At 60.5% G+C, this 14,111-nt stretch carries 12 protein-coding genes; 8 read left to right on the forward strand and 4 right to left on the reverse strand.

Translation table 11 applies throughout. The annotated features are described in order from the left end of the window. The first annotated feature begins 6 nt into the window (after positions 1-6). Both AC3YUO_RS12060 and AC3YUO_RS12065 read left to right on the forward strand, forming a co-directional pair. Positions 7-660: an FHA domain-containing protein gene (locus AC3YUO_RS12060; protein ID WP_489963290.1), complete on the forward strand. Its 654-nt coding sequence runs from the start codon at positions 7-9 to the stop codon at positions 658-660. A gap of 168 nt (positions 661-828) precedes the next feature. Further along, on the forward strand, positions 829-1,875 hold the full coding sequence (locus tag AC3YUO_RS12065; protein ID WP_489963291.1) for an acyltransferase family protein: 1,047 nt from the start codon (positions 829-831) through the stop codon (positions 1,873-1,875). Between the two features lie 117 nt (positions 1,876-1,992). Here AC3YUO_RS12065 and AC3YUO_RS12070 read toward each other — a convergent pair whose 3' ends face one another. After that, on the reverse strand, positions 1,993-2,268 hold the full coding sequence (locus tag AC3YUO_RS12070; protein WP_489963292.1) for a metal-sensing transcriptional repressor: 276 nt from the start codon (positions 2,266-2,268) through the stop codon (positions 1,993-1,995). Between the two features lie 168 nt (positions 2,269-2,436). Here AC3YUO_RS12070 and AC3YUO_RS12075 point away from each other — a divergent pair, with 168 nt between their 5' ends. The 6 genes from AC3YUO_RS12075 to AC3YUO_RS12100 all read left to right on the forward strand — a co-directional run bounded on the left by AC3YUO_RS12075 (position 2,437) and on the right by AC3YUO_RS12100 (position 9,631). Beyond that, positions 2,437-3,561: an ABC transporter ATP-binding protein gene (locus tag AC3YUO_RS12075; RefSeq protein WP_489963293.1), complete on the forward strand. Its 1,125-nt coding sequence runs from the start codon at positions 2,437-2,439 to the stop codon at positions 3,559-3,561. Beyond that, positions 3,558-4,442, forward strand: coding sequence for a carbohydrate ABC transporter permease (locus tag AC3YUO_RS12080; protein ID WP_489963294.1), 885 nt, complete (start codon positions 3,558-3,560; stop codon positions 4,440-4,442). Before AC3YUO_RS12075 ends, AC3YUO_RS12080 begins: the two co-directional genes overlap by 4 nt. A 10-nt stretch (positions 4,443-4,452) precedes the next feature. Further along, complete coding sequence (locus AC3YUO_RS12085; RefSeq protein ID WP_489963295.1) at positions 4,453-5,328, forward strand: carbohydrate ABC transporter permease; 876 nt, start codon at positions 4,453-4,455, stop codon at positions 5,326-5,328. Continuing rightward, the gene (locus AC3YUO_RS12090) at positions 5,325-6,941 is read left to right on the forward strand and encodes an ABC transporter substrate-binding protein (RefSeq protein ID WP_489963296.1); all 1,617 of its coding nucleotides are present in this window, start codon (positions 5,325-5,327) and stop codon (positions 6,939-6,941) included. Before AC3YUO_RS12085 ends, AC3YUO_RS12090 begins: the two co-directional genes overlap by 4 nt. A 150-nt stretch (positions 6,942-7,091) precedes the next feature. Then, positions 7,092-7,907, forward strand: coding sequence for a hypothetical protein (locus tag AC3YUO_RS12095; RefSeq protein ID WP_489963297.1), 816 nt, complete (start codon positions 7,092-7,094; stop codon positions 7,905-7,907). 164 nt (positions 7,908-8,071) lie between these two features. Continuing rightward, complete coding sequence (locus tag AC3YUO_RS12100; protein ID WP_489963298.1) at positions 8,072-9,631, forward strand: HAL/PAL/TAL family ammonia-lyase; 1,560 nt, start codon at positions 8,072-8,074, stop codon at positions 9,629-9,631. 82 nt (positions 9,632-9,713) lie between these two features. Here AC3YUO_RS12100 and AC3YUO_RS12105 read toward each other — a convergent pair whose 3' ends face one another. The 3 genes from AC3YUO_RS12105 to AC3YUO_RS12115 all read right to left on the reverse strand — a co-directional run bounded on the left by AC3YUO_RS12105 (position 9,714) and on the right by AC3YUO_RS12115 (position 14,087). Then, on the reverse strand, positions 9,714-10,466 hold the full coding sequence (locus tag AC3YUO_RS12105) for a cyclase family protein (RefSeq protein ID WP_489963299.1): 753 nt from the start codon (positions 10,464-10,466) through the stop codon (positions 9,714-9,716). Between the two features lie 109 nt (positions 10,467-10,575). After that, complete coding sequence (locus tag AC3YUO_RS12110) at positions 10,576-11,526, reverse strand: DMT family transporter (RefSeq protein ID WP_489963300.1); 951 nt, start codon at positions 11,524-11,526, stop codon at positions 10,576-10,578. 245 nt (positions 11,527-11,771) lie between these two features. After that, positions 11,772-14,087 carry an ATP-dependent Clp protease ATP-binding subunit gene (locus AC3YUO_RS12115; RefSeq protein WP_489963301.1) on the reverse strand — a complete coding sequence of 772 codons (2,316 nt, stop codon included), beginning with the start codon at positions 14,085-14,087 and terminating at the stop codon, positions 11,772-11,774. Positions 14,088-14,111: the final 24 nt, after the last annotated feature.

Genomic DNA, 14,111 nt, shown 5'->3' on the forward strand with positions numbered 1-14,111 from the left:
AGAAAAATGAATTTAGTGCGCTGTGAAAAGGGCCATTTCTATGACAAGGACGCCAGCGGGGAGCAGTGCCCCTACTGTGCCCAGATGAACCAGCCCGCACCTGCGGCTGCCCAGCCCGCGGCTGAGCCCGCGGTGCCCACTCAGCCGCAGGCCCAGGATGTCCCGACACCGCCTGCTGCTCCGGTGCAGCCGCAGCCTGCTGCTCCGGCCCAGCCCCTTCCCGAGGAAGAGGAGGACAACTGCACCGTGGGCTACTATTCCAGGGTGATTGGCGTGGAGCCGGTGGTAGGCTGGCTGGTGTGCATCGAGGGAGAGTACAAGGGAGAGAGCTTCAAGCTGAAGTCCGGGCGCAACTTCATTGGCCGGGCCGCCAATATGGATGTGGTCCTCAGCGCCGACCACAGCGTCTCCCGGTTTAAGCACGCCTCCGTGATCTACGAACCCCGCGGGCGTCAGTTTATTGTGTCCACCGGAGAATCCAGGGAGCTCTGCTACCTCAACGACGAGGTGGTGCTGTCCAATATGAAAATGAAGGCCTACGATGTGCTGAATCTGGGCAATACCAGCCTGATGCTGATCCCCTGCTGCGGAGCGCGGTTCACCTGGGAAAATGGCCTGGAAGGGGAAAAGCAGGACGGCCCGGAGCCGTCAGAGGGATGAGCTGCAGTGCGGCTCACCAAGAAAGAGGCTGAGGGAGCCAGCGAAAGAAAACATACAGAGAAAAGCCGCCCGACTGGTCTGGTCGGGCGGCTTTTTCACTTGCAGAGCAGAGGAAAACGTGGTATTCTAGCCTGGATTTCCCCATAAGATTGCCGGAAAAGAGGTGCAGTGGCCATCAAAACACGGGAATATCAGTATGATAATCTGCGCTTTTTGCTGATTGCCCTGGTGGTGCTGGGGCATCTGCTGGAGATTGCGGGGGAGTTTCCCCGCCGGGAGCTTCTCTATGAGCTCATTTACTCCTTCCACATGCCTGCCTTCCTGTTTCTCAGCGGGATGTTTGCCCGGTTTGACCGAATCAAATGGATCTTCGGCATGGCGGTGCCCTACCTGGTTTTCCAGTGGCTTTATACCTCCTTTGTAGAGTGGCTGGGCGACCCCTATGTCCACGTGCAGTTTTCAAGACCCTACTGGATTTTGTGGTATCTCTTTGTCCTCGCCGTCTACACCCTCCTGCTGCCGGTGTACGACACCCCTTCTTCTGCGGGGCGGGGGATAATGGTGGCCGTGTCGGTGGTTCTGGCGCTGCTGGTGGGCTTTGACAAGAGCATTGACTACCAGTGGAGCGCCTCACGGATCGTAGTTTTCCAGCCCTGGTTTTTGCTGGGGTACTATTTCAGACGGGCGGACGGCCTGCGGGCGCGCTGGGAAGGAATGGGACGGGGGTTCAAAGGTGCTGTCCTGGGCCTGGTGGCCCTGGGCTGTGTGGTTTTGGAGTGGCTGATGCTGCGCCAGGGCATTTCCGCAAAAATGATGCTGGGCGCCTATGGATATGAGGAGCTGCAGTACGGGTGGCAGGCCCGGGGACTTATCATGTGCTGTGCCGCCGGTATCATTTTCCTCCTGTTTTTCGGATTGGCTTCCTGCCTGAAATGCAGAATTCCGGTGATTACCACGCTGGGGCAGAATACCCTGCCCATCTACCTGCTCCACGGCTTTTTCTTCCACTTGTTCCGCCTGAAGTACCCCTGGCTGCTGGCCAGGCCGTGGCAGGTGCTGCTGGCGTGGGCAGGGTTGCTGCTTCTGCTGGGGAATCCGGTGACAGGCCGCTGCGTGAACGTTGTGTTCGGCGCGGGATGGTACCGCCTGCGTTCGGCCCGGCATGGGCATGAGACGTGCCCGGCGGAACGGCAGGGAAGCGGTACAAGGTTATAAAACCTGGCGAACGATATCCTTCCGGGGAGCCCTGCACAGCAGGGCTCCCCGGTTTTGATTCTCTCGTCACAATAAAAACAAAAAAGCAGCCCACAGGGCTGCTTTTGCGGTATCCGGTCAGCTCATATTGGAGAAACGCTCCACCGCTTTGGTAAAGCTTTCAATGGTTTTGTCCGCATCGCCGTGCTCAATGCCGTCCCGGACGCAGTGCTTGATATGTCCCTCCAGGACGACCTTTCCGCAGCCGTGAAGGGCGGATTTGGCCGCGTTGATTTGGGCCAGAACATCCTCGCAGGGCACGTCCTCGTCCACCATCCGGTCAATGGCCTGGACCTGACCGATGATTTTTTTGAGCCTGCGGTGCAGATTTTCGGCATCCATACATTGTCTCATGGTGATTCCTCCATACCGTCGGGGGGTATATATATCATTATAGACGGGCGGCATAGGCTTGTCAACGCGTCCTGGGGAGTGGGCGCGGCCAGGGAAAACCTTGTGGCAAAGGAAAAAATCCGCTATAATAATACGGATCAAAACGCTTTCACAGGGAGATGTTGTGGAATGAAAATCCGGTTGCAGAATCTCACCAAGCGGTTTCCCAACCGGGGAAAGAGGGCCCGGGGTGAGATGACCGCGGTAGAGAATCTCAGCTTTGAGATTCCGGATGGAACGTTGGTTGGACTGCTGGGGCCCTCAGGCTGCGGAAAGACCACCACCCTTAATATGATCTGCGGGCTGGAAAAGCCCACCTCCGGACAGATTTTCTTTGGGGAGGAGGATGTGACCGCCCTGCCCCCGGAGCTGCGGGGCGTGGGCATGGTGTTTCAGAACTACGCCCTCTACCCCCACCTGACGGTGCTGCAGAACATCCTGTTCCCCCTGGAAAATCTGAAGGGGGAGGCCCGGCCCTCCCGGGAGGAGATGCGCCGCCGGGCCCTGGAGACCGCCGCCCTGGTGCAGATTGAGGAGCTGCTGGACCGCCGTCCCAAGGAGCTCTCCGGCGGACAACAGCAGCGGGTGGCCATCGCCCGGGCACTGGTAAAGATGCCCCGGGTGCTGCTGCTGGACGAGCCGCTGAGCAACCTGGACGCCAGACTGCGTCTTCAGACCCGGGAGGAGATCTGCAAGATTCAGAAAAAGACGGGCATTACCACCCTCTTTGTCACCCACGACCAAGAGGAGGCCATGAGCATCTCCGACCGCATTGTGGTGATGAAGGGCGGCGTGCTCATGCAGGAGGGAGCGCCCCAGCAGGTCTACGACGATCCGGCCAGCCTGTTTGTGTCCAAATTCCTGGGCACACCCCCCATCAACGTCTTTGCCGGTGAGGTGCGGCAGGGGAAGCTGCTGCTGGACGGCCAGCCGGTACTGGACACCCCCGGGGTGTCGGACCGGGCTGTCTGGGTGGGCGTGCGCCCTGAGGGCTTCCTGCCCCAGGCGGACGGGCCGGTTTGCTGCGCCCTCAGCCGGGTGGAGGTGCTGGGCCGGGACGTGAGCATTGTGTGCACCCATCCCGCCAGCCAGAACGGAGCGGTGCGGGCCATCATCCGCTCGGAGCAGGAGGTGGACGCCTCCGCCGCCCAGGTGTGCTTTGCCCTGCGGCCGGACAAGGTGTTCCTCTTTGACCGGGACAGCGAGGTGCGCATCCCCGTGGCCGCTGGAAGCGGACGGGAGGCGGGACAATGAATCAGAAAAAGGCCTGGCTCTACCTGCTGCCCTCTCTGGTGCTGCTGGGGGCCTTCCTGGTCTACCCCCTCATTGACGTGTTTATCTATTCCCTGGAGGAGGGCTTCAACTTTGCCTCCCAGACCTACTTCGGCGTGGGCACCTACAACTACCAGTATGTCCTCCACGACCCCTACTTTCTCCAGGCGCTGAAAAACACCTTCATCCTGGTCATCATCACCGTGCCGGTGTCCACCGGCCTGGCCCTGGTGATCTCCACGGGCTTGAGCTCCATCCGCCCCCTGCGGCAGCTCTACCAGACCGTCTACTTCCTGCCCTACGTCACCAACACCCTGGCGGTGGGCCTGGTATTCATGGTGCTCTTTCAGAAGACCGAGTACACCGACGGCCTGGTGAACCTGGTGCTGGCCTGGTTTGGACAGGGGCCTGTGGACTTTATTGACGGTCCCTACTGGGCAAAGATGTTTGTGCTGTGCTTCTACACCGTGTGGGTGGTCATGCCCTTTAAGATTCTGGTGCTCACCAGCGCCCTGGCCTCGGTGAATCCCGACTACTACAAGGCCGCCCGGGTGGACGGTACCTCCCGGCTGCGCACCTTCACCCGCATCACCCTGCCCATGATTGCTCCCATGCTGGTCTATCTGGTGATCACCGGCTTTATTGGGGCCTTCAAGGCATACAGCGACGCGGTGGCCCTCTTCGGCACCGACCTGAACGCGGCGGGCATGAACACCATCGTGGGCTATGTGTACGACATGCTCTACGGCAGCAGCGGCGGCTACCCCTCCTACGCCTCGGCGGCGGCCTTCGTGCTGTTTGTGATTGTGCTGACCATCACCTGCATCAATCTGCTGGTGAGCCGTCGTCAGCACTGGACCTGAGAGGTGCGCCATGAGACAACATGCTGATTTTGAGCGCCTGGAGCGCTCTGCCTTCCGCCGCAGCCGCAGACTGCGGGCGGTGACCTATGTGGGGCTGACCATCTGGGCCCTGGTGGTGCTGTTCCCCTTTTACTGGATGGTGCTCACCTCCCTCAAGAGCTACGGCTCCTACAACTCGGAGCATACCCCTGTGTTCTTTATCCTGTCTCCCACCCTGGAAAACTACTGGGAGGCCTTTACCGCCGTGCCCTTGGGGGGCTATCTGCTGAACACCCTGATTTTCTCCGTCATTACCACCGCCATTATGGTGGTGGTGAGCACCCTGGCCGCTTATGCCTTTGCCCGCCTGGAGTTTAAGGGCAAAAACCTGCTGTTCGCCCTTTTTTTGTCCATGATGATGATTCCCAGCGAGCTGGTGGTCATCACCAACTTTGTGACCATCACCAACCTGGACCTGCGCAATAGCTTCCCCGGCCTCATTCTGCCCTCCATCACGTCGGTCTTTTATATTTACCTGCTGAAGGAGAGCTTTGAACAGGTGCCCGACGAGCTCTACCGGGCGGCTAAGGTGGACGGCACCTCCGACCTCAAGTACCTGTGGAAGGTGATGATCCCCATCTGCCGCCCCACCCTGGTGACCATCACCATTCTGAAGATCATTGAGTGCTGGAACTCCTATGTCTGGCCCCGGCTCATCACCGACAACCAGGCCTACTTCCTGGTGTCCAACGGCATCCAGGAGATCCGGGAAAACGGCTTCGGCCGGGAGAACATCCCCGCCATGATGGCCGCCGTGGTGGTCATTTCGGTGCCGCTCATCGTGCTCTTTCTGATTTTTAGAAAGAAGATCATGGAGGGCGTGTCCAGAGGAGGGATGAAGGGATGAGAAGCGTGAGACGTATTCTGGCTGCCGCCTGCCTGCTGGCGGCGGTTCTGGGCCTGCTGGCGGGCTGCCACGGCCGACAGGAGCAGGCGGCGTTCTCGGTGCCGGAGGAGTTTGACGAGAGCCGGAGCTATGAAATCACCTTCTGGGCCAAGAACGACACCAACAAGAGCCAGACCGACATCTATAAAAAAGCCATCGAGGATTTTCAGGCCCTCTATCCCAACATCACCGTCACCCTGCGGCTCTACACCAATTACGGGGACATCTATAACGATGTCATCACCAACATCTCCACCCAGACCACGCCCAACGTGTGCATCACCTACCCCGACCACATCGCCACCTACCTCACCGGGGACAACGTAGTGGTCCCCCTGGACGGGCTGATGGCCGACGGGAACTACGGCCTGGGAGGGAGCGAGGTGCGCTTTGACGCCCCATCACAGGAGGAGATTGTACCCCAGTTCCTGGAGGAGTGCCGGCTGGAGGGGCACTACTATGCCCTGCCCTATATGCGCTCCACCGAGGCCTGCTACGTGAACAAGACCTATGTGGAGGCCCTGGGATATGAGCTGCCCGAGGTGCTCACCTGGGACTTTGTGTGGGAGGTCTCCCGGGCGGCGGCGGAGCAGAACGCCGACGGCACCTACGTCCTCAACGGACAGCAGGTGATGATCCCCTTCCTCTACAAGTCCACCGACAACATGATGATCCAGATGCTGAAGCAGAAGGATGCGGGATATTCCACCCAGACAGGGGTGATCCAGCTCTTTAACGACACTACCACCCAGCTTCTGAAGACCATCGGGGAGAACACCGCCGCCGGCGCCTTCTCCACCTTTAAGATTTCCGGCTACCCCGCCAACTTCCTCAACGCCGGACAGTGTGTCTTTGCGGTGGACTCCACCGCCGGGTCCACCTGGATGGGCAGCGATGCCCCGCTGGTGGACATTGCCGAGGAGGAGATTGCGCAGTTTGAGACAGCGGTGCTGCCCGTGCCTCAGTTTGACCCGGACAACCCCCAGATGATCTCCCAGGGCCCCTCGGTGTGTATCTTCAATAAGGAGGATCCCCAGGAGGTGCTGGCCTCCTGGCTGTTCACCCAGTACCTGCTTACCAACGAGGTGCAGATTGCCTACTCCCAGACCGAGGGATATGTGCCGGTGACCACCAAGGCCCAGGAGAGCCCGGAGTACCAGGATTACCTGTCCCGGGCGGGGGAGGACAACGACACCTACTATGATGTGAAGCTTCAGGCGGTGCAGCTGCTGCTCAGCCACATGGACGACACCTTCATCACCCCGGTCTTTAACGGCTCGGCCTCCCTGCGGGATGCGGCGGGCCAGCTTATCGAGGGAGTGACCAAGGCGGTGCGCCGGGGCCAGACGGTGGATGACGCCTTCCTGGAGACCCTGTATAGCGATACCCAGGCCCTCTACCATCTGGATTCCATTTCGCCCTCCGGGGGAGAGGCGGATCTTGGGCCCCTGCCGGGGACGGCGGTGGCGCTATTGGTGGGACTGGCGGTCGCCTGGGTTCTCATTTTGGGGTATCTGGCACTGCAGTGGAGCCGGGGACGCGAAAAACGGGCTCATTTGCACAAAAATGGATGATTACCCCGGCGAATGGTTGATTTTGGGTGGATTTGCGCTATAATGAAGTCTGCTGAGAGAGGAATGGAACGGCTGTGTGCCTCGGCCCCTTCCGGTCCCTTCCTGTCCGGCATTCCGCAAGTGTTCCCAAGAAAAAAGGAGGAAAATTTCATGAAAAAGCTTCTGTCCTTGCTTTTGGCGCTGGGCATTGTCTGCTCCCTGGCCGGTTGTGCCGGCTCCAATGACGCCAGCCAGTCCGACGCTTCCCAGTCCTCTTCCGCCTCTGGAAGCGGCTCCCAGACCGATGGTTCTCAGGCCGACGACTCCCAGACCGATGCCCAGGTGATGAGCTATGACGAGTATATGGCCGCCGCTGTGGACGAGCAGGTAACCATCGAGGCCTATGTTCAGGCCAAGCAGTCCTGGTGGGAGGACAAGGCCACCGTCTATGCTCAGGATGAGGACGGCGCCTACTTCCTGTATAACATGGTCTGCTCCCAGGAGGACTACGATAAGCTGGTCCCCGGTACCTGCATCCGTGTCACCGGCTACAAGGCCGAGTGGTCCGGTGAGATCGAGATTATGGACGGCACCTTTGAGATTGTGGAGGGCGACACCTTTGTTGCTGAGCCTCTGGACGTGACCTCCCTGCTGGGCACCGACGAGCTCATCAACCACCAGAACCAGCTGGTGGACTTCAAGGGCCTCACCGTGGTGGCCGCCGGTCAGGACGACGCCGGCAACGACGTGCCCTTCCTCTACAACTGGGACGGCTCCGGTACCCAGGGGGATGACCTGTACTTCAATGTCGCTGGGGGCGACCAGACCTACACCTTCACCGTGGAGTCCTACCTCTGCGACAGCTCCACGGAGGTCTACAAGGCCGTGGAAGCCCTGGAGATTGGCCAGGTTATTGACGCCCAGGGCTTCCTCTACTGGTATGAGGGTGTCAACCCCCACATCACCTCCATCACTGTGGTGGAGTAATTCCCGATTTATCCGAAACTGCTTCGTCTCCCTGGAGGCGAAGCAGTTTCTTTTTTTCGCCTCTTGCAAGAACCGGGCCGGGCGGGTATGATGGAACCAGATTCTCCGCAGAGCTGCCCCGGCCGGGGCGGCGCGGGAGGGAATGACAGCGAGGAGGAGCGGACATGGAGACACACAAGGACCCGCGGGGAGCGAATCCCGTGGTTTTGGATGACTGCTTAATTGACCTGGATCAGTTTATGGCGGTGGTCCGGTTTGGAGCGGAGCTCACCTATTCTCCCGCCTTTTGTGAGCGGGTGCAGAAAAACCGCCGGCTGGTGGAGCGCTTTCTGGAGGAGAACCGGCCGGTCTACGGAGTGACCACCGGCTTTGGAGAGAATGTGCGCTACGTCATCCCCAAGGAGGACGCCCGGGCGCTGCAGCGGAATATTGTCCGCTCCCACGCCTGCGCGGTGGGGGAGCCTCTGAGCCGGGAGCAGGCCCGGGCGGTGATGTTCATGACCATTCTGAACGCCGGGAAGGGCCACTCGGGCATCCGCCTGGAGACTCTGGAGCTCATCCGGCAGTTTTTAAACCGGGACATCGTGCCCTATGCCCCTTCGGAGGGGTCGGTGGGCTATCTGGGGGTGGAGGCCCATCTGGCCCTGGCCTACATCGGCGAGGGCAGCGTACTGCGGGAGGGCAAAAAGGTGCCTGCGGCCCAGGTGCTGGCGGAGGAGGGGCTGACCCCTCTGGTGCTGGAGTGCAAGGAGGGCCTCACCATGCTCAACGGCACCATCACGGTCACCGCCCTGGCCCTTCTGGCCATCTATGATGCCCGCATTGCCGCCCAGAACATGGAGCTGGCGGGGGCATTGTGCTACGAAGCCCTCCACGGCACCACCAAGGCCCTGGACGAGCGGATTCACCTCACCAAGGACCACGAGGAGCAGCAGACCTGCGCCCGGAACCTGCTTCGGATGCTGGAGGACAGCGAAATCTGTGCCGCCCACCGGGACGACAAGGTGCAGGACGCCCTGGTGCTGCGCTCCATGCCCCACGTCCACGGCTCGGTCTGGCGCCTTCTGAAAGAGGCGGAGCGGGCCATTGTGGAGGAGATGCACTCCATCAGCGACAACCCTCAGCTCTTTGACACGGAGGACGGGGACGGCGTGGCCCTAATGTGCGGAAACTTTGACGGCACCTATGTGGGCTCCCACGCGGATATGATCTCCATGGCCTGCGCCATTGCGGGCAATCAGGTGGAGCGGGGCATCAACCGCATGGTGGACCGGAACCTGAACGACGGGCTGCCCGCCTTCCTGGTGACCAACCCCGGGCTGAACAACGGCTTTATGATCCCCCAGTACACCGCCGCCGGGCTGCAGAATGAGCTGAAGCTGCTGTCTGTCCCCGCCAGTGTGGACTCTATCTCCACCTGCGCGGGCCAGGAGGACCCGGTGTCCATGGCCTACAACGCCGCCAAGCGGGCGGGAGAGGCAGTGGGGAAGCTTCAGTACATGGTTGCCATTGAGATCCTGGTGGCCCTCCAGGCTATTGACCTGCGCAAGCCGCTGCAGCAGGGCCGGGCCACCCGGCGGCTGCACGACTTTGTGCGCCGGAGCGTGGCCTTTGCGGAGGAGGACCGCTTCTTCGGTCAGGATATTGAGACCATCTTCCAATTCGTCCGGGACGGCGCTCTGGTGCGGGAGCTGGAGGACGTGATTGGGTCCATGGAACGGTGATGGCTCTCGTTCAACAGAATCACGGAGCAGAAAAACGCCCCCGGATTCCACGGAATCCGGGGGCGTTTTAATTTTGGAGAAATCAGGGGGTAATGGCCCACACCCGGGCGGGCAGGCCGGTGGCGCCCTCAATGCGGGGATAGGAGACCACTACCACGGCGCCGGCAGGAGCGACCTGGTCCAGGTTGCACAGCAGCTCCACCTGCAGCTTACCCTGGGACAGAACATACCGCTCACAGGCCAGATCGCCGGCCGCGGCAGCCAGAGCAGAGGCGTCGGTGTCAATGGTCTCATGGCCGTTGGCGGCGGCGGAGCGGACCTCGTAGAGGTACTTCAGAGCCTCCATGGACCAGCCGGGGCAGTGCTCGCCGCCCTCGGCGTCGAAGTTGGACAGGGCGTCCATGCTGGGCCAGCGCTGGCCCCAGTCGGTGCGCAGGGCCACAAAGGCGCCGTCGGGGATGGGGCCGTACTTGGCCTCATAGTCCTGGATATCCTGCACCGTGACGGCGTAGTGGACGTCCTCCTTCACCTTTTCCGAGACATCCACCACACACAGGGGGAAGACCAGCTGCTGGACACCGTAGGCCTGGGACAGCTGTCCGCCGGGAACAAAGTGGCCGGGGAAGTCAATGTGGGTGCCGAACTGGCCGGGGAACTTGAAGGTCTGGATGAGGCAGTCCAGCATGGGGTTGCCCCAGTCGTACACGGTCTTGGACAGCTCCACCGAGCCGTCGGGGATGCCAGCCCAATAGGGGCTTTCGTTGTTCAGAGAGTGGGACAGGTCCACCCAGCGGTACTGCCGGGCCTTTTCCAATGCGTTCCAAAGCTCGTACATATCTGGTCCTCCTTGTGTAGATGGAATCAAGCGGCGGCGGGGCCGCTGCCGGTTTCTGTTATCATATCATTCCCGGGTCCTCCATGCAAGATGGAGAAGTGGTCCAGGCCTATACCCGGGACAGGGGGTGGCCTTTGGCCTCCAGAATGCCGGGGATGATGGAGCACAGGGAGCCCGCCACAATGAGCACAATGCCCAGCAGCATGTTGGGGGAGACAATCTCTCCGTGGAGCAGCCAGGCCAGAACCGGAGACAGGGCGGGTTTGAAGAAGTAGACCAGGGAGACCACGCTGGCGGGCTCGTACTCCATGGCCAGGAAGTAGGCGCAGAAGCCGATTCCGGCCACACCGGCGGAGACAAACAAGACGTAGGGGAGATTTTCCAGGGTGTAGCCTGCAAAAATGGGAATGTTGGCGAAAGCGGGCAGATGGGCGTCGATCAGGGCCTGAGCCACCGCAGGAATATGGGTGATGAGAATGAAGACCAGGACAATCAGACTGCCGAACAGGAAGCTAAAGCAGGTCACCACGGCACCGCCGTACTCCGCGCACTTTTTCTTGCCCATGACCCCGTAGACGGAGAAGAGCAGGGTGGAGAGCAGAGCCAGAAAGACGCCCCACAGGTTGAGCCGGGTGTGGAAGGGATTGATGATGGCGATGGTACCTGCAATCTCCAGGACAAGGGCCGCAATATTGCGCCGCAGAATGGGCTCACCCAGCACAAAGAAGGCCAGGAAGGTAACAAAGACCGGGTTGCAGCTGAAGAGCACGGCCACCACGGCGGAATTGGTGTAGTTCACCGCTAAATGGAGGATAGGCATGCTCAGGGCGATGCCGGTAAGGCCCAGAAGAGCGAAGTAGCCCAGAGTTTTGACATCCAGGTGCTTCTGCCGCTTTTTCAGCGTGTGCAGCGCCAGGGGCAGCAGGAACAAAAAGCCGATGGAAAACCGGGCCAGGGTGAGCTGGACCGAGTTAATCTGACCGGCGATGAACTTCAGGACCACTTCGAAGGAGCTGAACAGAATCACCGCCACCGCGATGTAGAGATAGCCTTTCTTCATAAGAAATGTCGCCTTCCTCAAGATAGTATGCCGTCAGTGCTCCGAAAAATCGAATGAAAAAAGCATTGATGCTGCGGGGGATAGAACGTCTAACCTTTATTTTAGCGAAAATCCGGGGGGAATTCAATCTTATTTCAAAATGGAATGCCCTGCTTCCCTCAACCGAGCCTGAAAAGGACAAAACAGCATAAGAAGCGGCGGGCGTGCCGGAAATTCCGGGCGCGCCCGCCGTGCATGGATAAAATTCAGGTGGCCAACAGCTGAATCTGGTCCTGGTCGGCCAGAGCGGTCATCTGGGTGACCGGGTGCTGGTAGCCCTCGATGAGGCGTACGGCAATGGTGTCCTCCAGCTCCTTCTGAATGAGGCGGCGGAGGTTCCGGGCGCCGTAGGCGGCGGAGTAGGACTTCTTCACCAGGTAGTCCAGCAGGGACTCCTCCCAAGTGAAGGTAATGCCCTTCTCGGCCAGAGAACCGGCCAGCTCCCGGAGCATCAGAACGGCAATGCCCTTGAAGTTCTCCTCGGTGAGCTGGTTGAAGTAGACAATCTCATCCACCCGGTTGATGAACTCGGGCCGGAGGAAGTCGTTGAGGGCCTTCAGAGCCCGCTCCTTGCCCTGCTCGTTGGCGGTACGGCCGAAGCCAACGCTGCCCACCTTGGTGTTGCTGCCGGCGTTGGTGGTCATGACGATGACGGTGTTCTCAAAGTTCACCGTGCGGCCATGGGCATCCGTAATGCGGCCGTCGTCCAGAATCTGCAGCAGGATGTTCAGCACGTCGGGGTGGGCCTTTTCAATCTCGTCAAAGAGGACCACGGAGTAGGGTTTGCGGCGGATTTTCTCCGTCAGCTGGCCCGCCTCGTCATAGCCCACATAGCCCGGGGGAGAGCCGATGATGCGGGAGACGGCGTGCTTCTCCATAAACTCGGACATATCCAGCCGGATAAGGGACTCGGGGGTGTCAAAGAGGTCGGCGGCCAGGCGCTTGACCAGCTCCGTCTTGCCCACGCCGGTGGAGCCCACAAAGATGAAGGAGACGGGCTTGTGCTTGGGGGAGATGCCCACACGGCCCCGTCGGATGGCAGCGGATACGGCGTGGACGGCCTCGTCCTGGCCCACAATGTGCTCCTTCAGGCGGTCCTCCAGCTTGGACAGGCGCTGATACTCCTGCTCCTGGATGCGGCTGGCGGGAATGTTGGTCCAAAGCTCAATGACGTTGGCCAGATTCTCCTCCGTGAGGACAGGCTGGGCATTTTCTTCCAGGCCCTGCCGCTCCCCCTCCAGCCGAAGCTCCATGCTCTTGATGGTGGCCAGGCGCTGGTAGGCCTCCTCCGTGGCGGCGGCCATCATCACCTCGCGCTCCTTGCTGAGGTCGGCCAGCTCCTTGTTGATGGCGTTGATGCGGGCCAGGGATTTGTCGTGGAGGTTGACGTTGGAACAGGCCTCGTCAATGAGGTCAATGGCCTTGTCGGGCAGGTAGCGGTCGGTGATGTACCGCTCGCTCATGGTGACGGCCAGACGGCACATCTCAGGGGAGACGGTGACCTGGTGATAGGCTTCATAGTAGGGAGCAATGCCCTCGATGATTTTCACACTGTCCTCGATGGAGGGCTCCTCCACAATGACGGGCTGGAAGCGCCGCTCCAGAGCGGTGTCCTTCTCAATGTGCTTGCGGTACTCGTTGAGGGTGGTGGCGCCGATGACCTGCAGCTCGCCCCGGGAGAGGGCGGGCTTGAGGATATTGGCGGCGTTCATGGAGCCCTCGGCATCGCCGGCGCCCACAATGTTGTGGACCTCGTCGATGACCAGGATGATGTTGCCCAGCTTCCGGATCTCCTCAATGAGGCCCTTCATCCGGCTCTCAAACTGGCCCCGGAACTGGGTGCCGGCCACCAGGGCGGTGAGGTCCAGCAGATAGACCTCCTTGTCCAGCAGCTTGTAGGGCACGTCGCCCTGGGCAATCTTCTGGGCCAGCCCCTCGGCAATGGCGGTTTTGCCCACGCCGGGCTCGCCGATGAGGCAGGGGTTGTTTTTCTGACGTCGGTTGAGGATCTGAGTGACCCGCTCCAGCTCCCGGTCTCGTCCGATGAGCTTATCCAGCTTGCCCTCCTTGGCCCGCTGGGTCAGGGAGATGCAGTAGCTGTCCAGAAATTTCCGCTTGGGGGGCTTGGACGCGCCGGGCTTCTCCGGGCGGGGCGGCGGAGTGCCGTCGCCGGAACCGGGCTGCTGAGGGGCGGGGGAGTTGCCGCCGAAAAGCTGGTTGAGGAAGGGGAAGGTGGCGGTGCGTCCGTCATCCTCCTCGTCGTCGCCGTCGCCCTTGGGCTGGTTCATCAGACCCTCCAGGCCCTCGGCCCCGCCGAAGGCGGACATCATCTCCGAGGTGAGATTATCCAGATCCTCATCGCTGATGCCCATTTTCTTCATCATGTCATCAATGGGCTTTATGCCAAGCTCACGGGCGCACTTGAGGCACAGACCCTCGTTTTTTGTGGTCCCATTTTCCAGCTTGGTAATAAAGATGACCGCCACGTTTTTGCCGCAGCGGCTGCACATGGTAGGCTGCATAGTGTTAAGACTCCTTTCAGGAGA

The sequence above is a fragment of the Pseudoflavonifractor sp. HNCC25GI2 genome, from assembly GCF_058136395.1.

Excerpts from the sequence above, each read along its gene's own strand:
- AC3YUO_RS12060 (WP_489963290.1), top strand. The coding sequence starts at position 7 with ATGAATTTAGTGCGCTGTGAAAAGGGCCATTTCTATGACAAGGACGCC.
- AC3YUO_RS12070 (WP_489963292.1), bottom strand. The coding sequence starts at position 2,268 with ATGAGACAATGTATGGATGCCGAAAATCTGCACCGCAGGCTCAAAAAA.
- AC3YUO_RS12075 (WP_489963293.1), top strand. The coding sequence starts at position 2,437 with ATGAAAATCCGGTTGCAGAATCTCACCAAGCGGTTTCCCAACCGGGGA.
- AC3YUO_RS12080 (WP_489963294.1), top strand. The coding sequence starts at position 3,558 with ATGAATCAGAAAAAGGCCTGGCTCTACCTGCTGCCCTCTCTGGTGCTG.
- AC3YUO_RS12085 (WP_489963295.1), top strand. The coding sequence starts at position 4,453 with ATGAGACAACATGCTGATTTTGAGCGCCTGGAGCGCTCTGCCTTCCGC.
- AC3YUO_RS12090 (WP_489963296.1), top strand. The coding sequence starts at position 5,325 with ATGAGAAGCGTGAGACGTATTCTGGCTGCCGCCTGCCTGCTGGCGGCG.
- AC3YUO_RS12095 (WP_489963297.1), top strand. The coding sequence starts at position 7,092 with ATGAAAAAGCTTCTGTCCTTGCTTTTGGCGCTGGGCATTGTCTGCTCC.
- AC3YUO_RS12100 (WP_489963298.1), top strand. The coding sequence starts at position 8,072 with ATGGAGACACACAAGGACCCGCGGGGAGCGAATCCCGTGGTTTTGGAT.
- AC3YUO_RS12105 (WP_489963299.1), bottom strand. The coding sequence starts at position 10,466 with ATGTACGAGCTTTGGAACGCATTGGAAAAGGCCCGGCAGTACCGCTGG.
- AC3YUO_RS12110 (WP_489963300.1), bottom strand. The coding sequence starts at position 11,526 with ATGAAGAAAGGCTATCTCTACATCGCGGTGGCGGTGATTCTGTTCAGC.
- AC3YUO_RS12115 (WP_489963301.1), bottom strand. The coding sequence starts at position 14,087 with ATGCAGCCTACCATGTGCAGCCGCTGCGGCAAAAACGTGGCGGTCATC.